This window comes from Rhizobium sp. 01L410, assembly GCF_056400165.1.
This window is the reverse complement of sequence record NZ_JBFTST010000004.1, coordinates 234,092-256,062: the sequence shown is the minus strand read 5'-3', so window position 1 is coordinate 256,062 and position 21,971 is coordinate 234,092. Positions and strand designations below refer to the sequence as shown.

At 61.4% G+C, this 21,971-nt stretch carries 22 protein-coding genes and 1 tRNA gene; 9 read left to right on the top strand and 14 right to left on the bottom strand.

Features of this window, described 5'->3' with window-relative positions; all coding sequences use genetic code 11:
• The first annotated feature begins 16 nt into the window (after positions 1-16).
• From AC1DV9_RS10910 to leuC, 3 genes are all read left to right on the top strand, one after another.
• Complete coding sequence (locus tag AC1DV9_RS10910) at positions 17-814, top strand: transporter substrate-binding domain-containing protein (RefSeq protein ID WP_477947768.1); 798 nt, start codon at positions 17-19, stop codon at positions 812-814.
• Between the two features lie 16 nt (positions 815-830).
• Complete coding sequence (locus AC1DV9_RS10905; protein WP_477941185.1) at positions 831-1,649, top strand: amino acid ABC transporter permease; 819 nt, start codon at positions 831-833, stop codon at positions 1,647-1,649.
• Between the two features lie 239 nt (positions 1,650-1,888).
• Positions 1,889-3,298, top strand: a complete 1,410-nt coding sequence (gene leuC, locus AC1DV9_RS10900) for a 3-isopropylmalate dehydratase large subunit (protein ID WP_112385849.1) — start codon at positions 1,889-1,891, stop codon at positions 3,296-3,298.
• 61 nt (positions 3,299-3,359) lie between these two features.
• On the opposite strand, the gene AC1DV9_RS10895 is transcribed toward leuC, so the two are convergent.
• Both AC1DV9_RS10895 and AC1DV9_RS10890 read right to left on the bottom strand, forming a co-directional pair.
• Positions 3,360-4,190, bottom strand: coding sequence for an aldo/keto reductase (locus AC1DV9_RS10895; RefSeq protein ID WP_477947766.1), 831 nt, complete (start codon positions 4,188-4,190; stop codon positions 3,360-3,362).
• 95 nt (positions 4,191-4,285) lie between these two features.
• Positions 4,286-4,834, bottom strand: coding sequence for a L,D-transpeptidase family protein (locus tag AC1DV9_RS10890; protein WP_477947764.1), 549 nt, complete (start codon positions 4,832-4,834; stop codon positions 4,286-4,288).
• A 141-nt stretch (positions 4,835-4,975) separates the two neighbouring features.
• On the opposite strand from AC1DV9_RS10890, the gene AC1DV9_RS10885 reads away from it, so the two are divergent.
• Together AC1DV9_RS10885 and AC1DV9_RS10880 are read left to right on the top strand one after the other, a co-directional pair.
• Positions 4,976-5,659: a response regulator transcription factor gene (locus AC1DV9_RS10885; protein ID WP_112385851.1), complete on the top strand. Its 684-nt coding sequence runs from the start codon at positions 4,976-4,978 to the stop codon at positions 5,657-5,659.
• A 13-nt stretch (positions 5,660-5,672) separates the two neighbouring features.
• Entirely contained in the window at positions 5,673-6,128 is a 456-nt protein-coding gene (locus AC1DV9_RS10880) for a cyclic nucleotide-binding domain-containing protein (RefSeq protein ID WP_477947763.1), read from the top strand.
• On the opposite strand, the gene AC1DV9_RS10875 is transcribed toward AC1DV9_RS10880, so the two are convergent.
• The 6 genes from AC1DV9_RS10875 to tesB all read right to left on the bottom strand — a co-directional run bounded on the left by AC1DV9_RS10875 (position 6,129) and on the right by tesB (position 13,615).
• Entirely contained in the window at positions 6,129-6,932 is an 804-nt protein-coding gene (locus AC1DV9_RS10875) for an exodeoxyribonuclease III (RefSeq protein ID WP_477941178.1), read from the bottom strand.
• 123 nt (positions 6,933-7,055) lie between these two features.
• Positions 7,056-7,724: an outer membrane lipoprotein carrier protein LolA gene (locus AC1DV9_RS10870; RefSeq protein WP_112385854.1), complete on the bottom strand. Its 669-nt coding sequence runs from the start codon at positions 7,722-7,724 to the stop codon at positions 7,056-7,058.
• 136 nt (positions 7,725-7,860) lie between these two features.
• Positions 7,861-10,530, bottom strand: coding sequence for an FtsK/SpoIIIE family DNA translocase (locus AC1DV9_RS10865; RefSeq protein WP_477947761.1), 2,670 nt, complete (start codon positions 10,528-10,530; stop codon positions 7,861-7,863).
• 240 nt (positions 10,531-10,770) lie between these two features.
• Positions 10,771-12,141, bottom strand: coding sequence for an ammonium transporter (locus tag AC1DV9_RS10860; protein WP_477947759.1), 1,371 nt, complete (start codon positions 12,139-12,141; stop codon positions 10,771-10,773).
• A 28-nt stretch (positions 12,142-12,169) separates the two neighbouring features.
• The gene (locus tag AC1DV9_RS10855; RefSeq protein WP_162698828.1) at positions 12,170-12,520 is read right to left on the bottom strand and encodes a P-II family nitrogen regulator; all 351 of its coding nucleotides are present in this window, start codon (positions 12,518-12,520) and stop codon (positions 12,170-12,172) included.
• Positions 12,521-12,730: 210 nt separating this feature from the next.
• Positions 12,731-13,615, bottom strand: a complete 885-nt coding sequence (gene tesB, locus AC1DV9_RS10850) for an acyl-CoA thioesterase II (protein WP_477947757.1) — start codon at positions 13,613-13,615, stop codon at positions 12,731-12,733.
• Between the two features lie 34 nt (positions 13,616-13,649).
• Here tesB and AC1DV9_RS10845 point away from each other — a divergent pair, with 34 nt between their 5' ends.
• On the top strand, positions 13,650-14,912 hold the full coding sequence (locus tag AC1DV9_RS10845; protein WP_477947756.1) for a ubiquinone biosynthesis hydroxylase: 1,263 nt from the start codon (positions 13,650-13,652) through the stop codon (positions 14,910-14,912).
• Here AC1DV9_RS10845 and AC1DV9_RS10840 read toward each other — a convergent pair.
• The 4 genes from AC1DV9_RS10840 to AC1DV9_RS10825 all read right to left on the bottom strand — a co-directional run bounded on the left by AC1DV9_RS10840 (position 14,909) and on the right by AC1DV9_RS10825 (position 17,432).
• Positions 14,909-15,097, bottom strand: a complete 189-nt coding sequence (locus tag AC1DV9_RS10840) for a Trm112 family protein (protein ID WP_112385859.1) — start codon at positions 15,095-15,097, stop codon at positions 14,909-14,911. The two genes, AC1DV9_RS10845 and AC1DV9_RS10840, sit on opposite strands and share 4 nt — an antisense overlap.
• Before the next feature lie 9 nt (positions 15,098-15,106).
• Entirely contained in the window at positions 15,107-15,778 is a 672-nt protein-coding gene (locus AC1DV9_RS10835; protein ID WP_112385860.1) for an LON peptidase substrate-binding domain-containing protein, read from the bottom strand.
• A gap of 102 nt (positions 15,779-15,880) precedes the next feature.
• Positions 15,881-16,864 (bottom strand): thioredoxin, encoded by a 984-nt coding sequence (gene trxA, locus AC1DV9_RS10830; protein ID WP_477947754.1) that lies wholly within the window; start codon positions 16,862-16,864, stop codon positions 15,881-15,883.
• 58 nt (positions 16,865-16,922) lie between these two features.
• Positions 16,923-17,432: a prolyl-tRNA synthetase associated domain-containing protein gene (locus AC1DV9_RS10825; protein ID WP_477947752.1), complete on the bottom strand. Its 510-nt coding sequence runs from the start codon at positions 17,430-17,432 to the stop codon at positions 16,923-16,925.
• A gap of 253 nt (positions 17,433-17,685) precedes the next feature.
• On the opposite strand from AC1DV9_RS10825, the gene AC1DV9_RS10820 reads away from it, so the two are divergent.
• From AC1DV9_RS10820 to AC1DV9_RS10810, 3 genes are all read left to right on the top strand, one after another.
• Positions 17,686-17,760 (top strand) — tRNA-Gly (locus AC1DV9_RS10820).
• A gap of 21 nt (positions 17,761-17,781) precedes the next feature.
• A complete protein-coding gene (locus AC1DV9_RS10815; protein ID WP_477947750.1) occupies positions 17,782-17,928 on the top strand; it encodes a hypothetical protein in 147 nt (48 codons plus the stop codon).
• Positions 17,929-17,930: 2 nt separating this feature from the next.
• The gene (locus AC1DV9_RS10810) at positions 17,931-19,262 is read left to right on the top strand and encodes a glucoamylase family protein (RefSeq protein WP_477947748.1); all 1,332 of its coding nucleotides are present in this window, start codon (positions 17,931-17,933) and stop codon (positions 19,260-19,262) included.
• Here the strand turns inward: AC1DV9_RS10810 and AC1DV9_RS10805 are convergent.
• Complete coding sequence (locus AC1DV9_RS10805; protein ID WP_477947746.1) at positions 19,259-20,299, bottom strand: ABC transporter ATP-binding protein; 1,041 nt, start codon at positions 20,297-20,299, stop codon at positions 19,259-19,261. The genes AC1DV9_RS10810 and AC1DV9_RS10805 overlap by 4 nt on opposite strands.
• On the bottom strand, positions 20,296-21,966 hold the full coding sequence (locus AC1DV9_RS10800) for an ABC transporter permease (RefSeq protein WP_112385865.1): 1,671 nt from the start codon (positions 21,964-21,966) through the stop codon (positions 20,296-20,298). Before AC1DV9_RS10800 ends, AC1DV9_RS10805 begins: the two co-directional genes overlap by 4 nt.
• Positions 21,967-21,971: the final 5 nt, after the last annotated feature.

Genomic DNA, 21,971 nt, shown 5'->3' with positions numbered 1-21,971 from the left:
ACCGGGGATTTTCAGCATGCTTTTCCGCCGCGCCATTCTCGCGGGCCTCGCGGCCCTTTCTCTTGCACCGCTCGCCGCTGCTGCGGAAAGCCTGCCCGATCTCGGCGGCAAGTCGGTCGTGGTCGTCACCGAAAACGCCTATCCCCCGCTGCAGTTCGTCGATCCGAAATCCGGCAAGCAGATCGGCTGGGAATATGATGCGATGAACGAGATCGCCAAGCGGCTGAATTTCAAGGTCGAGTACCAGAACACCAGCTGGGACGCGATGATCCAGGCGGTCTCCGACAACCAGTACAACATCGGCATGACCGGCATCACCATCAAGGACGACCGCAAGGCGAAGGTCGATTTCTCCGCCCCCTACATGCGCTCGCAGCAGTTCATGCTTGTTCGCGCCGATGAAAACCGCTTCACCGACGGCAAGACCTTCGGCGCCTTCAAGGATGGCCTGGTCGGCGCCCAGCCGGGCACCTCGCCCTTCTACACCGCCGTCTACGAGATCCTCGACGGCAACGAGCAGAACCCGCGTATCAAGCTCTTCGAAACCTTCGGCGCCACCGTTCAGGCCCTGAAGACCGGAGACGTCGATACGGTGCTGACCGACGGTGTCGCCGCCAAGGGCTATGTCGACGCGTCGAACGGCACGCTCAAGGTCATCGGCGGCCCGCTCGGCACCGAGGACTTCGGCTTCATCTTCCCGAAGGGCTCGGATCTCGTTGCCCCGGTGAACGCCGCCATTGCCAGCCTCAAGGCCGACGGCACGCTCGACGCGCTGAACAAGAAGTGGTTCCTCGACTACAAAATGGGCCAGTAATACTGGATCATCGCAGATGGCGCCACACCCATCCCCGCGATCCGAGAAGGGCGACTATCCCTGGTGGCTGGTCGCCCTTGCCGTTATCGGCATCATCCTCGCCATCGTCATCGTCACCAACGGCATCTATGCGCAGGTATTCCAGACCGTCTTCAATGGCGTCTGGATCACTGTTTTCGTCACCATCGTCGCCTTCGTCCTGGCAACGATCCTTGGCCTCGGCATAGCGCTCCTCGGCCTGTCCGACAGCAAGGTGCTGCGGCAGATCTCGCGTTTCTATATCGAGATCATCCGCGGTATCCCCATGCTGGTGCTGCTGTTCTATGTCGCCTTCGTCGGCGCGCCCGGCATTGTCGCTGCCTATAATTTCCTGATCACGCCACTGGTGAAATCGGGCATCGCCGAACCCATTCTCGTTCGCGACCTGTCGCTGATGTGGCGAGCCATCATCGCACTGATGATCGGCTACTCCTCCTTCATCGCCGAGGTCTTCCGCGCCGGCATCCAGTCCGTCGATCACGGCCAGATCGAAGCCGCCAAGGCCCTCGGCCTGTCGCGCTATCACCGCTTCCGGCTCGTCATCTTTCCGCAGGCGATCCGCGTCATCTTCCCGCCACTCTCCAACGACTTCGTCTCGATGGTGAAGGATAGTTCCCTGGTCTCCGTGCTCGGCGTCTCCGACATCACGCAGATGGGCAAGGTCTACGCCTCCGGCTCCTTCCGCTTCTTCGAGACCTACTCGATCGTCACCTATATCTACCTGATCCTGACGATCGGCCTGTCGCTGGGGCTGAGACAGGTGGAGCAGCGGATGCGCCGCAGGCACGGGCGATAGTCCTGACGATTCGAATTGCCGTTTATGAGAAAAATCGCTATATCCAGCCTCATGGAAAGCAAGTTCAAGTGCACAGGCGCGCATATTTTCGTGCTGCAGGACCATTATCGCCTGCCGGCGCGGTTCTTTGCGTGCGTTTCGGGCGCTCTCAACAGCCGACTTCGTTGATCGAATGACGGCCGGCGGGCCTTGCCGCCATTTCCTTTTTTTCCATTGCATCCAAAAACGGACATACCGCTATGAGCGCACCGCGTACCCTTTACGACAAGATCTGGGACGATCACCTGGTTGACGAACAGGCCGACGGCACCTGTCTTCTCTACATCGACCGCCATCTGGTCCACGAAGTCACCTCCCCGCAGGCGTTCGAAGGCCTGCGCATGACGAACCGCAAGGTTCGTGCGCCGGAGAAGACGCTGGCGGTGGTCGATCACAACGTTCCGACCTCTCCCGATCGCCACCTCGGCATCAAGAACGAGGAAAGCCGCATCCAGGTCGAGCAGCTGGCGATCAACGCCGCCGAGTTCAACGTCGAGTATTACTCGGAGAACGACAAGCGCCAGGGCATCGTCCACATCATCGGACCGGAACAGGGCTTCACCCTGCCGGGCATGACGATCGTTTGCGGCGACAGCCACACTTCGACCCACGGCGCCTTCGGCTCGCTCGCCCACGGCATCGGCACCTCTGAAGTCGAGCACGTTCTCGCCACCCAGACGCTGATCCAGAAGAAGGCGAAGAACATGCTGGTGCAGGTCGACGGTCAGCTGCCGCCGGGCGTCACCGCCAAGGACATCGTTCTTGCGATCATCGGCGAAATCGGCACGGCCGGCGGAACCGGCTACGTCATCGAATATGCCGGTGAAGCCATCCGCGCGCTGTCGATGGAAGGCCGCATGACGATCTGCAACATGTCGATCGAAGGCGGCGCCCGCGCCGGCCTGATCGCGCCTGACGAGATCACCTTCGAATACCTGAAGGACAAGCCGCGTGCGCCGAAGGGCGCCGAGCGCGAACAGGCGATCGCCTATTGGAAGACGCTGAAAACCGACGAAGGCGCCCATTTCGACCGCATCGTCAAGCTCAACGCCGCCGAACTGCCGCCGATCGTCTCCTGGGGCTCCTCGCCTGAGGACGTTATCTCGGTTCAGGGCATCGTTCCGAACCCCGACGATATCAAGGACGAAACCAAGCGCACCTCCAAGTGGCGCGCGCTCGACTATATGGGCCTGAAGCCCGGTACGCCGATCACCGACATCAACATCGACCGTGTCTTCATCGGCTCCTGCACCAACGGCCGCATCGAAGACCTGCGCGAAGTTGCCAAGGTCGTCGAAGGCAAGACCGTTGCCTCCACCGTCAGCGCCATGATCGTCCCGGGCTCCGGCCTGGTGAAGGAACAGGCGGAGAAGGAAGGCCTCGACAAGATCTTCAAGGCGGCCGGCTTCGACTGGCGCGAGCCGGGCTGCTCGATGTGCCTCGCGATGAACGACGACCGCCTGAAGCCGGGCGAGCGTTGCGCCTCGACCTCCAACCGCAACTTTGAGGGCCGCCAGGGCTTCAAGGGCCGCACCCATCTCGTCTCGCCCGCTATGGCTGCTGCTGCGGCGATTGCCGGCCACTTCGTCGATATCCGCGAGTGGAACTGAGCGTCTAACTGCATAAAATGAAAAGGGCGGCCTCGGGCCGCCCTTCTTGTTTCTGCCGATATCAGAATGTCGCCGTGTACGGATCCGGTCCCATCCGGGCACCCTTGTCATCCAGCTTGGTAATCGCAGCTATATCGTCGGCATCCAGCTTGAAATCGAAGACATTGAAATTCTCTTCGATGCGTGACGGCGTTACCGATTTTGGAATTACCACCAGCCCGGTATCGATATGCCAGCGGATGATCACCTGCGCCGGCGTCTTGCCATGCTTCTTGGCGATCTCACCGATGACGGCATTGGCGATGAATTTGCCCTGCCCGAGCGGGCTCCAGGATTCCGTCACGATGTTGAGCTTCTTGTGCGCCTCCTGCGCCGCCTTCTGCTGGAAGTCGGGGTGCAGCTCGATCTGGTTGATGACGGGCACGACGCCGGTATCGCCGATAATGTGCTCCAGATGATCGGGATAGAAGTTCGACACGCCGATCGAGCGCGCCCGGCCCTCTTCCTTGATCTTCACGAAGGCTTTCCAGGTCTCGCGGTAGAGACCGCGATGTGGCGACGGCCAGTGGACGAGATAGAGATCGACATAGTCCATGCCGAGCTTCTTCAGGCTGCCGTCGAAGGCACGAAGCGTATTGTCATAGCCCTGATCGGGGTTGCGCAGCTTGGTGGTGATGAAAACGTCCTTGCGGTCGAGACCGGAGGAGCGGAAGCCCTCGCCGACGCCCTGCTCGTTGTCGTAGCCGGATGCTGTGTCGATATGGCGATAACCGGCTTCCAGCGCCTTCAGCACTGTTGGCGCGGCGATATCCTGCGGCGTTTGCCAGACGCCGAGCCCGACCTGCGGAATGGAATGTCCGTCGTGGAAAGTGATGATGGGTTGATTGACCACAATATGTCTCCGTCAGTTTGAATGAAGGCACGCCGGGGCAGCGTGACGTCGAAAAGCCATATAGGACTGTCGCAGGCAATTATCATCCCTAGGAGCTAGAGAACCCTGATGACAATGCCCTTGCGCATGAAGGGAAGAATGCGGCGCATGTCCTGCGGTTTCACCGCAATGCAGCCTTCCGTCGGCTGATAGCCGGGACGGATCAGGTGGAAGAAGATCGCCGAGCCGCGGTTGCGGGCCCGCGAGGAGACATTCCAATCCATGACGAGGCAGACGTCGTAGAGGCCATCCTTGCGTTTCATCTCTTCATGGCTCGCCCTGAAGGGAGCCTTGACCAGACGATTGTAGCTGGCGTGCTCAGGCTGGTCGCACCAGAGCATGTCAGCACGGATGCGCGAAAGCGCAAGCGGCGTCGCGATCCGGTGCGGACTTTCGCCGCGCCTGAAGCCGTAAAGCAGCTTCATCGCGGCGACAGGCGTGGCCCCGTCACCCTCGCGCTTCAGGACACTGCGGCCCGACCGTCCGATGGCGGCAGGCACGACGAAAGGCCCGCATTGGACCAACGCACGGCTCTTTTTGCCCGGTTGAGGCCTGACAACGATTGTGGAGATACGCTTTGCCGCTCTCTGCCTTGTTTTTTCCATTATTGTCACATGTTTTTGTTTTGCTTGGATGTTCGATGAAATCATATCGATCCGGGCGCTGCAACCGCGTGTCTTGCGCTCTTTGCCAATCATCGAATTTGGCGTAGGACTTGTAAGACGGAACCTGAGGAACAAAGCCGCATGACCGCACGCACCATTCTACTGGTGGATGACGATGACGACCTCCGCGAAACCCTGACGGAGCAGCTCGCGCTCTATGAGGAATTCACGGTTCTCCAGGAATCGACCGCCGGCAAGGGCGTGCAGGCTGCCCGCGGGGCGCCGATCGATCTTCTGATCATGGATGTCGGCCTGCCTGACATGGACGGCCGCGAAGCCGTCAAGCTGCTGCGGAAGGGCGGCTTCAAGGCGCCGATCATCATGCTGACCGGCCACGACACCGATTCCGACACCATTCTCGGTCTTGAGGCCGGCGCCAACGACTACGTGACGAAGCCCTTCCGCTTCGCCGTCCTGCTTGCCCGCATCCGCGTGCAGCTGCGCCAGCACGAGCAGAGCGAAGACGCGACCTTTACGGTCGGTCCCTATCTCTTCAAGCCCAGCCAGAAGCTGCTGACCGCCGAAAACGGCCAGAAGATCCGGCTGACGGAAAAGGAAGCGGCGATCATCCGCTATCTCTATCGCGCCGAACAGAAGGTCGTGACCCGCGACGTGCTGCTCGAAGAGGTCTGGGGCTACAATTCCGGCGTCACCACGCATACGCTGGAAACCCACGTCTATCGCCTGCGCCAGAAGATCGAGCGCGACCCGTCCAATGCCGAAATCCTCGTGACCGAGAACGGCGGATACAAGATCATACCGTGAGGCAGATGCGCAGATGGCGCTGACAGACGACATCCACACGCTCTCGCAGTTGCCGCTCTTCAACGGCATGTCCGACGACCAGCTGCGCCTGGTCGCCTTCGGCGCCGATCGCCGCGTCATCTCCACCGGCCAGATGCTGTTCCGCGAGGGCTCTCCAGCGGAGAGCGCCTATGTGGTCACCAGCGGCGCTTTGGAGCTGACCGTGATGGACAAGGATGGGCATCATCGGGTGGAGCGTGTCGCGGGACCCGGAACACTGCTTTCCGAACTTGCGCTGGTGACGCTGGTGGAGCGCAAATATACCGCGGTCGCCCGCGAGGATACCGGCATCATCCGCATCACCCGCTCGCTCTTCCATCGCCTCATCGAGGAATATCCGGAAGCCGCCAAACTCATCGAAAACCGCATCCGCGACAATATCGCGGAGCTCGCTGCGCGCGCCACCGCCCAGCTCCACCGCTTTTCCTGATCAGAGATTGAAGTACGCCGTCACGGGAACGTGGTCGGATGGCTTTTCCCATCCGCGCGCTTCCTTGAGTATCTCGACACGCTGCAGCAGCGGCCCGAGATCGGATGAAGACCAGATGTGGTCGAGGCGGCGGCCCTTGTCGGCCGCTTCCCAATCCTTGGCGCGGTAGCTCCACCACGTATAGAGCTTCTCATTGGCAGGCACATGCTGGCGCATCAGATCGAGCCAGGCGCCGCGCTTGATGACCTCGAGCAGACCTTCGGTCTCAACAGGCGTATGGCTGACGATCTTCAGCAACTGCTTGTGCGACCAGACGTCGTGCTCCAGCGGCGCGATGTTGAGATCGCCGACCAGGATCGAGGACGTGTTGGGCTCGGCATTGGCCTTCAGCAGCTTCATCTCATCGACGAAATTGAGCTTGTGAGCGAATTTCGGGTTGATTGTGATGTCAGGCTCGTCGCCGCCTGCCGGCACATAGAAATTATGCAACCGGATCCGGCGCCCGCCACGTTCGAAGATACCCGAGATATGCCGCGCATGGCCGACATCGCCGTAGTCGAAGCGGTGATCCTCGACGATCGGCAGCCGCGATGCGATCGCCACGCCATGATAGCCCTTCTGGCCGTGAAACAGGATGTGCTCGTAGCCCATCGCCTTCAGCGGCGCCAAAGGGAACAGTTCGTTCGGAACCTTGGTTTCCTGCAGGCAGAGAATATCGGGCTGATGCTTGAGCAGGAATTTCTCGACGATCGGCATCCGGAGACGGACGGAATTGATGTTCCAGGTCGTGATCGAGAAGCTCATGCCAATGCCTTTCATCGAGGGGTGAAAAGGCTTTAGAGCAAAGCCGCGCCGGAGGAAACGGGCGACAAAAGAAAACGCCCGGACAAAGCCGGGCGTCGCCTCAATGAGATGAGATCGGCAGGATCAGTCGCGCGAGGCGGCCGTCCCAGGAATGCTTTCGTAAGGCACCCGGAACACCTTGTCGTCGAACTGCACGCCGGTCTTGACGTTGAACACCATCACGGAGGTGTCCTTGCCCTGGTTGTCGGTGATCGTCCACTGGCGCAGGTCATAGGTCTTCGGATCGAACATCATGGTGATCGTCGAATTGCCGAAAACGGTATTGTTGCCAAGCGCGATCGTCGTCAGGTCCGACTCTTCCTTGACGCTCTTCACCGAACCATCGCTGAGATTGATCTTCTGTGCCAGCAGCAGGCTGAGCGGCGTCTTCGACAGCGGATAGAGGTTCCAGGTCTTGAGCTTCAGATTGCCGATCGCGACATTCTTGCCGTCGGCGATCACCCGGATCGGCGACGGGTCGTCGTAGTTGAAGCGCAGCTTGCCGGGCCGTTCGATGAAGAACTTGCCGCCTGTCTGTTCGCCACGCGGACCGAACTGCACGAACTCGCCCTGCATGGTGCCGACGCTCGAAAAATGGTCGGCGATCGCCTGTGCCGTCGAAGAGCCCGCGGCTGCCGCCTGAGCAAAAGCATTGAACGGTAATGCGGCCGACAAGGCGCCGAGCGCCATCGCGCCCAGCATATGGCGGCGCGTCAGCGAAAAGCCGTTCAGGAATGAATCGGAGTTGTTCATCTAGGTCTCCTTTATGCGACCTGCTTGCTGCCGAAAGGCGGCGTCTTCATGGCGCAGACGCATAGCTGCGAGAGGTAACGTTTTCGAGGCGATCAGGTTTCCGTGAAGCCGTTGCCTCGAAAGATTTTTTCACGTGTCAGCGATCGAGTATATCACCTTCGGTCGGAACAAGGATCTCGCGCTTGCCGGCATGGTTGGCGGGGCCGATGATCCCTTCCTGCTCCATACGCTCGATCAGCGATGCAGCGCGGTTATAACCGATGCCGAGGCGGCGCTGGACATAGGACGTCGATGCCTTGCCATCGCGCAGCACGATGGCCACCGCCTGGTCGTAGGGATCGTCGGAATCGGCAAGATTGGAGGTGCCGGCCGGGCCGCCACCGTAGTCACCATCTTCGTCGTCATCGGCTGTGATCGCATCGAGATACTGAGGCGCGCCCTGCGTCTTCAGGAATGAAACGATCTCCTCGACTTCCATATCGGCCACGAACGGGCCGTGGACACGCTGGATGCGGCCGCCGCCAGCCATGTAGAGCATGTCGCCCATGCCGAGCAGCTGTTCTGCACCCTGCTCGCCAAGGATGGTGCGGCTATCGATCTTCGACGTCACCTGGAAGGAGATACGGGTCGGGAAGTTCGCCTTGATCGTGCCGGTAATGACGTCGACAGACGGACGCTGCGTCGCCATGATGACATGGATACCAGCGGCACGCGCCATCTGCGCCAGACGCTGCACCGCGCCTTCGATATCCTTGCCCGCGACCATCATCAGGTCGGCCATTTCGTCGATGATGACGACGATATATGGCATCGGCTGCAGATCGAATTCTTCCGTCTCGTACATCGCCTCGCCGGTATGGCGGTCGAAGCCGGTCTGCACGGTACGCGAGATCTGCTCGCCCTTGGCAAGCGCCTGCTCGACGCGGGCATTGAAGCCATCGATATTGCGGACGCCGATCTTCGACATCTTCTTGTAGCGCTCTTCCATCTCGCGGACGGTCCACTTGAGCGCAACGACGGCCTTCTTCGGATCGGTAACGACGGGCGACAGCAGGTGCGGGATGCCGTCATAGACGGAGAGTTCCAGCATCTTCGGATCGATCATGATCAGGCGGCACTGTTCCGGCGTCATCCGGTAGAGCAGCGACAGGATCATCGTGTTGATGGCGACCGATTTACCGGAACCGGTGGTACCGGCGACCAGCAGATGCGGCATCTTGGCGAGGTCAGCGATGACGGCTTCGCCGCCGATCGTCTTGCCGAGCGCCATCGCGAGCTTCGCCTTGGATCCCTCGAAATCACGCGAGGCGATCAGCTCGCGCAGATAAACGGTCTCACGCGTTGAATTCGGCAGTTCGATGCCGATGGCGTTGCGGCCCGGCACGACGGCGACGCGGGCAGCGATCGCGCTCATCGAGCGGGCAATATCGTCGGCAAGGCCGATGACGCGGGACGACTTGATACCCGGAGCAGGCTCCAGTTCGTAGAGCGTGACGACCGGGCCCGGACGCACGTGGATGATCTCGCCCTTGACCCCGAAATCTTCGAGAACGCCTTCGAGCATCCGCGCATTCTGTTCCAGCGCATCCGCGGACAGCGTGCTGTCGCGGACGACATTCTTCGGCTCGGCCAGAAGATGCATCGGCGGCAGCTGGAAGCCTTCCGGACGGATGAAGCTGCCCTGCGATTCGCGGTCAAGACGCGCACCTGGCTTCGGGCGGGAGGCTGCCGGCGTTACCCGCGGCTCATGCTTGCCGCCGGAATGCGCCGGGGCACGCATCATCCAGCCATCCTCGTCGTCATCGGGAAGGATATCGGCCGGGCGCGGCGGCATGTCGGAGTCGAAAGACGCATCATCGTCGTCATCGTCATCGAGCGAAATCGACGGCGCGGAAACGATCCGGCGCTGCGAGGTCGCACCCACATCCATCGACGGGTCCATACGCTCGCCGCGGCCGGCAGGGGCCTTGGCACGCACCGGCTCGTTGAGCTTGCCGAATTCGTCATCGTTGAAATCGTAGGGCGATTCGAAGTCGCTCTGGCGGCGCTTGCGCGGACCCATGCCGAAGAGCCGGCGCATACGCGCCTGGCTCATGTACCAGGCATGCGTCAGCGCGCCGAAGGCAAGCCAGCCGCCTTCATCATCGCCATCATCCTCATCGGCTTCGCCAACCGAACGCGCCTTGGAGCGCGTTTCGGTAAAGTCCTCGGCAATATCGTCATCTTCTTCGGTGCGGCCAACCAGACCGGCCGCAAACAGCATCATCCAGACGGTCGGCACCGCGAAGACGCAGCCGACGGCAGTTGCGAATGTTCCGGTCGGATAGGCGCCGACGAACAGCGCCGGGAAGCGCAGAATCATGTCGCCGATGACGCCGCCGATACCGTTCGGGATCGGCCAGGTCAGTGGTGGCGGAAAGCAGCCGATGACGGCAGAGGAAAGCACCGAGCCGAGCGCCCACGCACCGCCGCGCGCCGGGATGCGGCTGATATGACGGCCGGAGATCATCGCCAAAGCCCAGGCAACGACTGGCAGAAGTGCAATGACGCTAGCAAGTCCGAAGAACTGCATCGCCAGATCGGCAAAGGCAGCGCCGCTATAGCCGAGGATATTGCTCGGCGCATTGCCGGTTGCGTAGGAATAGCTCGGGTCGGCGACGTTCCATGTGGCCAGCGCCGCAACGGCGAGCGCCAGCATCAGGAAGATCGCAAAGCCCAGTAGAGCCTGCGCCTGCCTGAACAGGAACCCTGAAAGGGAGAAACGGTCCGGCCGGCTATCGATCGCCGGCGACGTGCTTCTTGCCATATGTCCTACCGTCCATGTGCTGCGGCGCGAATCGCTCGCGCAATTCACGCAGAATGCGTCTCTTCCACCTAACCAGAGGACGGTTAAAGCGGTGTTAACCATGACATCAGGGTATTAGCATGTTGAAAATAAAAGGGCCCGAACCTTGGAAGGTCCGGGCCAAAATGCGGTCTATGTTTTCGATAGGCCGCGACGGGCTGTTCAGCGGCCCCCTTTTTGCCGGGCGCCGCAATCCCCTGATTACGAGTGGTAGGCAGCTTCGCCATGGGTCGCGAGGTCGAGACCTTCGCGTTCGGCTTCGACAGCAACACGCAGGCCGACGATGAGATCGACAACCTTGTAGAGGATCGCCGAACCAACGCCGCACCATACGATGGTGGTGGCGATAGCCGTCAGCTGGGTGACGACCTGGCCGCCCATCGTTACACCTTCGGCATAACCGACGCCACCGAGCGACGCGCTGGCGAAGATGCCGGTGGCGATAGCACCGAACATGCCGCCGACGCCGTGAACGCCGAAGACGTCAGCCGTGTCGTCATAGCCGAACTTGTTCTTCACGACCGAGACGAAGAAGTAGCAAAGCGGAGAAACGATCAGACCCATGACGATCGCGCCCATCGGGCCGACGATACCGGCAGCAGGCGTGATGGCAACGAGACCAGCAACCATGCCCGAAGCGCCACCGAGCATCGATGCCTTGCCGCGTGTCAGGGTTTCGACGATCGCCCAGGAGATGACGGCAGCAGCGGTGGCAACGAAGGTGTTGACCGTTGCGAGCATGGCGCCACCCGAAGCTTCGAGGTTGGAGCCGGCGTTGAAGCCGAACCAGCCGAACCAGAGCATCGAAGCACCGACCATGGTCAGCGTCATCGAATGGGGAGCCATCATGTCCTTGCCGTAGCCGGTACGCTTGCCGACCATGATCGCGCCGATCAGACCGGCAACGCCGGCGTTGATGTGAACGACCGTGCCGCCTGCGAAGTCCAGCGCGCCCATCTTGAAGAGCAGGCCGTTGGCGTCCCAGACCATGTGAGCGATCGGGAAGTAGACGAAGGTTGCCCAGAGCGCGCAGAACAGAACGACTGCCGAGAACTTGATGCGTTCGGCAAAGGCGCCGACGATCAGGGCAGGCGTGATGGCAGCGAAGGTCATCTGGAACATCGCGAAGATGAACTCAGGAATGACAACGCCCTGCGAGAAGGTCGCAGCCGTCGTATCTTTGGTGACGCCGGCAAAGAACATCTTGGCCGTGCCGCCCCAATACGGGCTTTCCGAGCCGCCGAAGGCGAAGGAGTAGCCATAGATGACCCAGATCAGCATCAGAACCGCAGCAACCATCGTGCACTGCATCAGAACCGAAAGCATGTTCTTGGCGCGAACGAGGCCGCCGTAGAACAGTGCCAGGCCAGGCAGGATCATGAAGAGAACCAGCAGCGTGGAGATGAACATGAAGGCGGTGTCGCCCTTGTCAGCGACCGGAGCAACAGCAGCGGCAGCGGCCGGAGCGGCCGTCGTCGCGGCGTCCTGAGCAAAAGCAGCGACCGGCGCCAGAAGCGCAGCCGATGCAGCGCCGAACCGCGCAAATGTGGAAGAAAACTTCGAAATTGACATTGGTAAAAAGCTCCTTGCTCAGCGGTTCTTAGAGCGCTTCGGTATCGGTTTCGCCCGTGCGGATGCGGACGGCGTGGTCGATGGAGTAGACGAAGATCTTGCCGTCGCCGATCTGGCCGGTCTTGGCCGACGATGCGATGGCTTCGACCGCCTTGTCGACGATCTCGGTGGCGACTGCGATTTCGATCTTGAGCTTCGGCAGGAAGCTGACCGCATATTCGGTGCCGCGATAAATTTCAGTATGTCCCTTTTGGCGCCCGTAGCCCTTAACTTCGGTCACGGTCAGGCCTTGGATGCCGATCGCGGTGAGGGCTTCGCGGACCTCATCGAGCTTGAACGGCTTGATAATGGCCATCACAATTTTCATCTGGTTTCCCATCCTTCGTTATCCTCGGCACGGAGCCGACTCTCCTTGCCGCTGACGTTTGCGAGCAGCGACCGGGGATATACATTCAAGGGGCGTGCCAGATTCGAGGCGCGTTATAAGCTATTGAAAAGTAAAGACGATATCGAGGGATGCCAATTTTGAGGCATTTGACGGCGCAATAAAAGCTTAAATAATGCGCAAAACTGCAAATATGCACATTATTTATTCATCTGCCTTTTTCCGAATCAACCCCTCTTGGGCGACCGACGCAATCAGAACACCCGAGCGCGTAAACAGGCTACCGCGGGTCAGCCCGCGCGCGCCCGAGGCAGAGGGGCTAACCTGGGTGTAGAGAAGCCAGTCGTCGAGTTTGTCCGGCCGGTGAAACCACATGGAATGGTCGAGGCTTGCGACTTGCAGCGTCTGATCGAAAATCGACGTCCCATGCGCATAAAGCGATGTGTCGAGCAGCGTCATGTCGGAGAGGTAGGCAAGCACCGCTGCCTGATACAGCCTGTCATCCGGCACCGGGCCTGTGGCGCGCACCCAGACGTCCTGACGCGGCTCCAGCTTCTCGCTGGAGAAATAATGCGTCAGCGAAACCGGCCGGATCTCGATAGGCCGCTCGCGCTCCCAGTATTTGCGGATCGCAGCTGGCGCATGCGCGAGGTACTGGTCCTTGATCTGTTGCTCGCCGAGAAGCTTTTCCGGCGGCGGCACATCCGGCATTCCGGCCTGGTGGTCGAAGCCCGGCTCCTCGATCTGAAACGAGCAGGAAAGCGCGAAGATCGCCTTGCCGTGCTGGATGGCAACGACGCGGCGGGTATTGAAGCTCGATCCGTCGCGAATGCGCTCGACCTGATAGATGATCGGCACCGAAGGATCGCCTGGACGCATGAAATAGGCGTGCAGCGAATGCACGATCCGCCCGGGCTCGATTGTCCGCTGCGCCGCCATCAGCGCCTGGCCGATCACCTGCCCGCCGAAGACTCGCTGCCAACCGACCTGCGGACTGCGGCCGCGAAAGATGTCGATTTCGATCGGCTCGAGGTCGAGCGTCGCGAGAAGGGTTTCCATGGCGGTCGGTTTTGCCGCAGCTGCGGTCATTTGCTTGCCCCCGGCAGTAGGAAGTAAGGGAGCGATGATCTATATAGATCGCGATTGTATTCACAAGGCTGAGGAGTGCGCGATGCTTGATATGCTGGTTGTTGGCGGAGGCTATGTGGGCCTGTCCGCGGCGGTGGCGGTCAAGCAGGCGGCGCCGCATCTTGATGTTGCCGTCGTCGAGGCAGCACCCGAGCATGTCTGGCAGAAGGACATGCGGGCGTCCGCCATCATCGCCGCCGCCGCAAAGATGCTGGAGGTTTTCGGCATCTGGGAGAATATCCGCGGCGAGGCCCAGCCGATCATTAAGATGATCGTCACCGATTCCAAGACATCGGATCCCGTTCGTCCGGTGTTCCTGACCTTCGACGGCGAGATCGAAGATGGCCGCCCCTTCGCGCATATGATCCCCAATGCGGTGATGGTCCGCGAGTTGCGCGGCGTCTGCGAGCGGCTCGGCATCGAGATCCGCCACGGGCTGAGTGCCACGGGGCTGAAGACCGGCGAAAATAACGCGACGGTGGAGCTGTCGGATGGCAGCAGCATCGAGGCGCGCCTCGTGGTCGCATGCGACGGCGTGCGTTCCAAACTGCGCGACCTCGCCGGCATCAAGACCGTCAGCTGGGATTACGGACAATCCGGCATTGTCGCCACCGTCGAGCACGAGCGGCCGCACAATGGCTGCGCCGAGGAGCATTTCCTGCCCTCCGGACCCTTCGCCATTCTGCCGCTGACCAACAATCGCTCGTCCCTCGTCTGGACCGAGCGCACCAGCGATGCGAACCGCCTGGTTGCCGGCGACGATCTGATTTTCGAGGAAGAGCTGGAGCGCCGCTTCGGTCATAAGCTCGGCGCGCTGAAGGTGATCGGCGTCAAGCGCGCCTTCCCGCTCGGACTGACGCTTGCGCGGTCTTTTGTGGCACCGCGCTTTGCGCTTGCCGGCGATGCCGCCCACGGCATTCACCCGATATCGGGCCAGGGCCTCAATCTCGGCTTCAAGGATGTCGCCGCACTTGCCGAAACCATCGTCGAAGCCGACCGCCTCGGCCTCGATATCGGCTCGATCAACATTCTGGAGCGCTACCAGACCTGGCGCCGCTTCGACACGTTCCGCATGGGGGTAACGACGGATGTTCTGAACCGGCTGTTTTCGAATGATGTGACGCCGATCCGCATCGCCCGCGATGTCGGCCTCGGCATCGTCGATCGGCTGCCCGGCCTGAAGTCGTTCTTCATCGGTCAGGCGGCGGGAACGACCACCAGGACCAATCCGCGCCTTCTCGCCGGTGAAGCGATCTAGTCGTCCAGCCTTCGGGCCTCGGAAACCAGCATGATCGGGATCCCGTCGCGGATCGGATAGGCGAGCCTCGCCTTTTCCGAGACCAGCTCATTGAGCTCCCGGTCATAGCTCAGCCTGCCCTTCGTCAACGGGCATACAAGCAGCTCCAGAAGCTTCGGATCGACGCGGCTGAGTTTTTCGTCCATTCCGGTTGCTTACTGCAAAACCGTGTCGGAGTCACCGAAGACCCGCGCCAGCACGATCTCGGTAATGGCGATCAGTGTTTCCGCCCGCGTTTTCAGGTCGGGCGCCTCCAGCAGCGCCTGCTTTTCGGCCGGGCCGAAGGGCGACATCATGGCCAGCGAATTGACGAGCGTCAGATTGCTCGCGCGCTCGACGCTGTCCCAATCCGCTTCCAGCTTGTTGGCATCGAGATAGGCCCTGAAGGCCGAAAGAAGCGCCGAGCGATCGACGGCATCCTCCTCGTCACGCGCCGAAAGATCGGAAATGAACGGTGCGATCCGGAAGGTGCGAAACGGCTCGTGCGTCACCTTCTCGCCAATCAGCCGGAAGCGGCAGATGCCGGTCAGCGAGACGATATAGCGGCCATCGCCGGTCTCTGCGAAAGAGGTGATCCGGCCGACACAGCCGACGGGTGCGAGATTGCACTCGCCGCTCTTGTCATCGGTCTCGACGAGCGCCGGCTGCACCATGCCGATCAGCCGGTTTCCGGCCATCGCCGCATCGAACATGGCGAGATAACGCGGCTCGAAAATGTTTAAGGGGAGTTGCCCGGTCGGCAGGAGGAGAGCGCCGGTCAGGGGGAAAACAGCGACGGTTTCCGGCAGATCACCGGGTTTCAAATATCTCGCATTCCCGACTTGCATGAAATTTCGTCCCGCATTCTTCAGGCAGGAAAAATCGTAGCCCTTGCCATCCCTTTTGAATGTGGTGCCCCTGCTCAAAAACGCAAGGGCACCCGCATCAAGTTAGGAGAACAGCACCGCCGAAAGCTTGCGGCGGGCGGCAACCGTGGCCGGATCCTTGAAACCCCAGACCTCGAAGAACTGCAGCAGCTGGCGCCGCGCGCCGTCGTCGTCGAAAGTGCGGTCCTTGCGCATGACCGTCAGCAGATGCTCGGCCGCCTCGTCGCGGCGTCCCTCGACGTTGCGGATCTTGGCGAGCTTCACCCGCGCTTCGTGGTCATCGGGATTACCGGCAAGCTGCTGCTCCAGCGCAAAGGGGTCGCCGAGCTTGCGGGCCTCCTCGATCTGATCGAGCTTCTTGAGAATGGCCTGGATGCCGGCATCTTTGGCAAGCTCCTCAGGCAGATCGGTCAGCGCCTCGCGGGCGCGCTCATGCTGGTTGGCAGCAATCATGCATTCCGCCATGCCGGCAAGCGCCTTGGCATTTTCCGGATCGGCCTGCATGACCGCGCCATAGAGCTGCGCCGCGCCGTTGACATCGCCCGAAGCCAGAAGACCGGCTGCCTCTTCGAGCACAGCTTCGATCTCGGCGGCCTGATCGGCACCGGCAGGACCGGCAAGACGATCGATGAACTGGCGAACCTGGCTCTCCGGCACAGCGCCCATGAAGCCGTCAGCCGGACGGCCGCCGACGAAGGCGATGACGGCGGGAATCGACTGGATGCCGAGCTGACCGGCGATCGACGGATGATCGTCGATATTCATCTTCACCAGCTTCACGCGGCCCTGGGCCTCGTTGACGACCTTTTCCAGAACAGGTGTCAGCTGCTTGCACGGGCCGCACCACGGCGCCCAGAAATCGACGAGAACCGGCTGGTTGCGCGAATCCTCGATGACGTCTTTCGTGAAATTCGCCGTCGTCGTGTCCTTGATATAGCTGCCCGCTGCCGCCGGCGCGGAAGCAGCCTGCGGCGCACCGCCGCCATAGGTCGCCGTTGCCGACATCGTGCCATAGGACGTGCTGTAGGGGTTGTCGTTGCCGCTCATAGGTATCTCCCGCCAATGCCGGTCGCGCCCGGCTTATTTCTAGCGCTAAAATCGTATGTCAGGCCGTGACTTTCAAGACAAGCGGCTTGTGACCCGTCGCTTCCATGAAGCGGATGAGATCGGCGCTGGCAATCGAGGTCGTCGCATCGTTGGAAAGTGGATGGCAGTTGACGATCTCTTCCTTCATCAGATCGGCATCGAGAATGAAGGTGACGTTGCTGCCGGTATCGTTGATCGCCCCGAATGCGGTGACCGATCCCGGGATCACACCCAGATATTCCATCAGCTTTTCAGGCTTGCCGAACGAGACTTTGCTGGCCGCACCGATCAGCGTGTGCACTGTCTTCAGATCGACGCTCGCATGCTCCTCCACGGTCAGCAGAAAGAACTGGTCCTTCTTGTCCTTCACGAACAGGTTCTTCGTATGGCCGCCTGGAATCTCGTCGCGCAGCGACACCGATTCTGCAACCGTGAACACCGGAGCATGATCCTTCGTGGCATGCTGGATGCCGAGCTCGTCGAGAAAGGCAAAAAGCTCGTCGCGGGTCTTCGGCTTCGTATCGGTCATTGCGCCATCCATCTCACAAAAATTGCGGGCAGGCGCTTTGATTAAGTCCGGGCCTCAGCTTTTGCAATGCGCGCGATCGACGCTTTCGCCCGGATTTGCGGCATTTTCGGAAGTTTTTCCAAAGGCTTACAATTTTTCTTCGCCTCGCCGTCATTTCCCTGTTGCATTTGAAAATCGTTTGGGCGATATAGCGCCCGTCGCCGCAAGGTGGCGCCCACGGTCCTCACAACTACCACAGGCCATGGGATTATGAGCGGGTGTAGCTCAGTGGTAGAGCACAACCTTGCCAAGGTTGGGGTCGAGGGTTCGAACCCCTTCGCCCGCTCCAAACTTCCTCCAGGACACGAAATTGAAGACAAAGCGCTCCAGCGCGCAGCCGGTCTTCGCCCTGTTCCCAGACGACGATCCATTCAAGCCGCACACCGTCTTTCAAAAAGGTTTGATTTGCGCGCAACGCGTTGCCATGTTGAAGCAGGGGCGAAAACAAACGGTTTGAGTATGCTGCAACAACTCGACGATACGGATGCTGCGCTGATCGACAGGCTGCAACAATCCGCCTTCAACTACTTCCTGAAACACACGAACCCTGACAACGGGCTCGTCGCCGACACGTCGGTCGATGGTGTGCCGTGCAGCATCGCTGCCGTCGGCTTCGCGCTATCGTCCTATACGGTCGCCGCCGAACGCGGCTGGCTCACCCGGGCGGCAGCAGTTGAGCGGACACTGGCGACCGTGCGGTTCTTTGCCGGAAGCCATCAGGGCCGGGAACGCCACGCGACGGGCTATCGCGGCTTCTATTACCACTTCCTGCACATGGACACTGGCCACCGCGCCTGGAACAGCGAGCTGTCGACCATCGACACGACGTTGCTGGTCGCCGGCATGCTGACGGCCGCCGCCTATTTCGACCGCTCCGATGACAGCGAGCGGGAAATCCGCGATCTCGTCAAAACCATCTACGAGCGCATCGACTGGACCTGGGCGCTGAACAAGGGCCAGACCATCTCGATGGGCTGGAAGCCCGCCAGCGGCTTCCTGCGCTGGCGCTGGCAGGGATATGACGAGGCCGTCTTACTCTATACGCTGGCGCTCGCCTCGCCCACCCACCCGATCCCGCAGTCAAGTTACGACGCCTTTACCTCAAGCTATTCCTGGATGCTCCACAAGGATCAGGCCTATCTTTATGCCGGTCCGCTGTTCATCCATTTCTTCTCGCACGCCTGGATCGATTTCCGCGGCATCCAGGACCGCCCGATGGCGGCGCGCGATTGGGACTATTTCCGCAACACGCAGGTTTCGATTGCCGTGCAGCGCGATTATGCCGTGCGCAATCCCGGACATTTCGTCGGCTACAACAAGGATGTCTGGGGACTCTCGGCCTCCGATGGCCCGCCGCCGAGCCGCCATATGCGCGGCGGACGCCACCCGAAGGTGCTGGGCTACGCGGCGCGCGGCGCGCCCCTCGGGCCTGATGACGGCACGATTGCGCCCTGGGCAGCACTCGCATCGCTTCCCTATGACCGTCAGGCTGCGATAGACGGCACCAAGGTCCTGCTCGAGACTTATCCCGACCTCATTTACGAAGGCCGCTTTCCTGGCGGCTTCAATCCGACCGTGAAGACCAAGCGGCCCGAAGGATGGGTGGACGACCGCTGCGTCGGCATCGACCAGGGCCTGCTGGTGATGACGATCGAAAACGACCGCTCGGACTTCATCTGGAGCCTGATGCGGCAATCGCCGGTCATTCGCCTCGGCCTCAAGCGCGCCGGCTTCACCGGGGGCTGGCTGGAACAGAGCGATGAAAGAGATGCCGGCAGGAAGACGGCTTAGCGGACGCTGAGAACGTGGGCCTTGCCGGCAATATCGAGACGGACGCGATCACCGGTTTCCGGCAGGGCAACGCTCGATGTCTTGATGAGAATGGGCGGCAGCGCCACGCCTTCCAGCGAGACGGCGACCGTGCAGGTCGCGCCGCCGAATTCCACTTCGACCACCCGCCCGTGATAGGCGGGCTGGCTGTCATCGGGAACGACGCGGATTTGCTCGGGCCGCAGCATGATCTCGGCCTTGCCCTGATGGTCGCCATCGACGGCAACCTTGCCCAGCGCGCAATCGGCAAATCCGTTGCGAACGATGGCGGGCAGCATGACGGCATCGCCCAGAAACAGCGCTGTCTCGCGATCCTTCGGCTGCAGATAAAGCTTCTGCGGCGAACCCGCCTGCACCAGCTTGCCATCGCGTAGCACCGCCACCTGATCGGCAAAGGACAGCGCCTCGCCCTGATCGTGGGTGACCAGGATCGTGGTGATCCCGGCGGCCTGCAGCACGCGGGCAACGGCCTTGCGCATGTTTTCGCGAAGACCGGTATCCAGCGCCGAGAACGGTTCGTCGAGCAGCATCAGCCGCGGCTTGCGGCCAAGCGCACGCGCAAGAGCGACACGCTGCTGCTGGCCGCCTGAGAGCTGATGCGGGCGGCGCGTCAGCATATTGCGGTCAAGCTCGACCATATCGAGCAATTCGAGGATCCGCTTGTCGCGATCGGCGGCACCCCGCTCGAAGCCGAAGCCGATATTGTCGGAGACGCTCAGATGCGGAAATAGCGCGCCGTCCTGCGAGACGATGCCGATGCCGCGCTTGTGGGCGGGCACGGCCGACGGGCCATTGGCAAGCACTTCGCCATCAAGGCAAACCTTGCCCTGATCCGGGCGCTCGAAACCGGCAATCAGCCGCAAAAGCGTGGTCTTTCCGGAACCGGACGGTCCTACGACCGCGGTGCGGCTGCCGGCCGGCACATCCAGCGACACATTGTCGAGCGCCGTCACCGGGCCATAGCGCTTGCTGGCGGATTGGATCGAGAGCAGCGTCATTGTCCGGCAGTCCGTTTCGATTGAACGTAGAGAAGCAGTGTCAGCGGCAGCGACAGGATGATCATCATCACAGCATAGGGTGCTGCGGAGACATAATCGATCTCGCTGGTCAGCGACCAGAATTTCGTCGACAGCGTTTCGACGCCGTTGGGCGACAGCATCAGCGTTGCGGTCAGCTCGTTGGTGATGCCGAGTGCGACAAGCGCGATGCTGGCGGCGAAGCCGGGTGCGGCGAGCCGCATGGTGATCTGGCGAACGGCCTGGGCCGGCGTGCGGCCAAGGCCCATCGCCGCCCGTTCCAGCTCCACCGGCGCCTGTGCGATGCTGGCGCGCAGGCCAACCATGGCACGCGGCAGGAACAACAGAACATAGGCAACGGTCAGCGTCGCGAACGTCTGGTAGAGCGGCAGCACGAGGCGGACGGTAATCGTCACCAGCGCCAGCGCCACGACGACGCCGGGCAGCGAGCCGACATAATAGTGGCAGGCTTCGAGGAAGCGCTGGAAGCGCCCGGGCGCTCTAACCGAAAGCCATGCCATCGGCACGGCAGCGATCGTCGTCAGAATGCCGCCGGCGACCGCAAGCACGATCGTCTGCAGAAAAGCATTGCCGACGGTATCGATGCGCCAGATCTCCGCACCGCCGAGATAGAGCCAGCGTCCGAGCGTCACCAGGGGAACACCGAGCGTCAGGACGGCAACGACGACGGGGAGCAGAATGGCCGGAACCACGAACCATCCGAGCCTGCGCCGGTCGGCCGGCCGCGCCGAACCGGACCCGACCCGGGCATAACGCTCGTTGCCGCGAACCAGAATTTCGAGACCGAGCAGGAACAGGCAGCAGCCAACCAGCACGCCACCCAGCATATTGGCGGCCGGGCTGTTATAGGCCGACTGGAACTGATCGACGATCGCCGTCGCGAACGTGTCGAAACGGATCATCACATAGAGCCCGTATTCCGACAGCAGATGGAGCGCGATCAGCAGCGAGCCGCCGCAGATTGCCAGCCGCAGCTGCGGCAGCACGGTCCGGAAAAACACCCGCCAGGGGTTGAGCCCAAGAGAAGCCGCCGCGTCCTCGATCGCCGGATCGAGCCGCCGGAGAGCGGCTGCCACGGGCAGATAGAGAAACGGATAGTAAGCGAGAACCGAAACGAAGACGCCGCTTTCCAGCCCGCGCATGCCCGGCACCAAGCTGATCCAGGCATAGCTGTGCACGAAGGCGGGAACTGCAAGCGGCGCGACCGCAAGCCACGACCACAGACGAGAAAACGGGATATCCGTCCGTTCGGTCAACCAGGCGAGCGTCACCGCAAGCGCAATCGATAGCGGGATCGTCAGTGCTTCGAGAAGCACCGTATTGACCATCAGCTCGCCGACGCGCGGACGGAAGACCAGCGCCTTCACCGTGTCCCAGCCGACGTCATAGGTGATCCAGGCGATGAAGCCGAGCGGCACGAGGCTGAAGGCAGCGACGACCGTTGCGAAGACAACGACGGAAGCGTGCGGCATGCGCCCGCGAAGAGAAGCGATTGTGCTGACCGGCGCTTCATTGCCGGCAAGGCCGGTCACGAGCGATCTGTTGTCTTGCAGCAAGGCCGACGCCTTTGTGACGCTGAAAAAGGAAGGCAACCGCCTCGTCAGGAAGCGGTTGCCATGATTGATCATGCCCT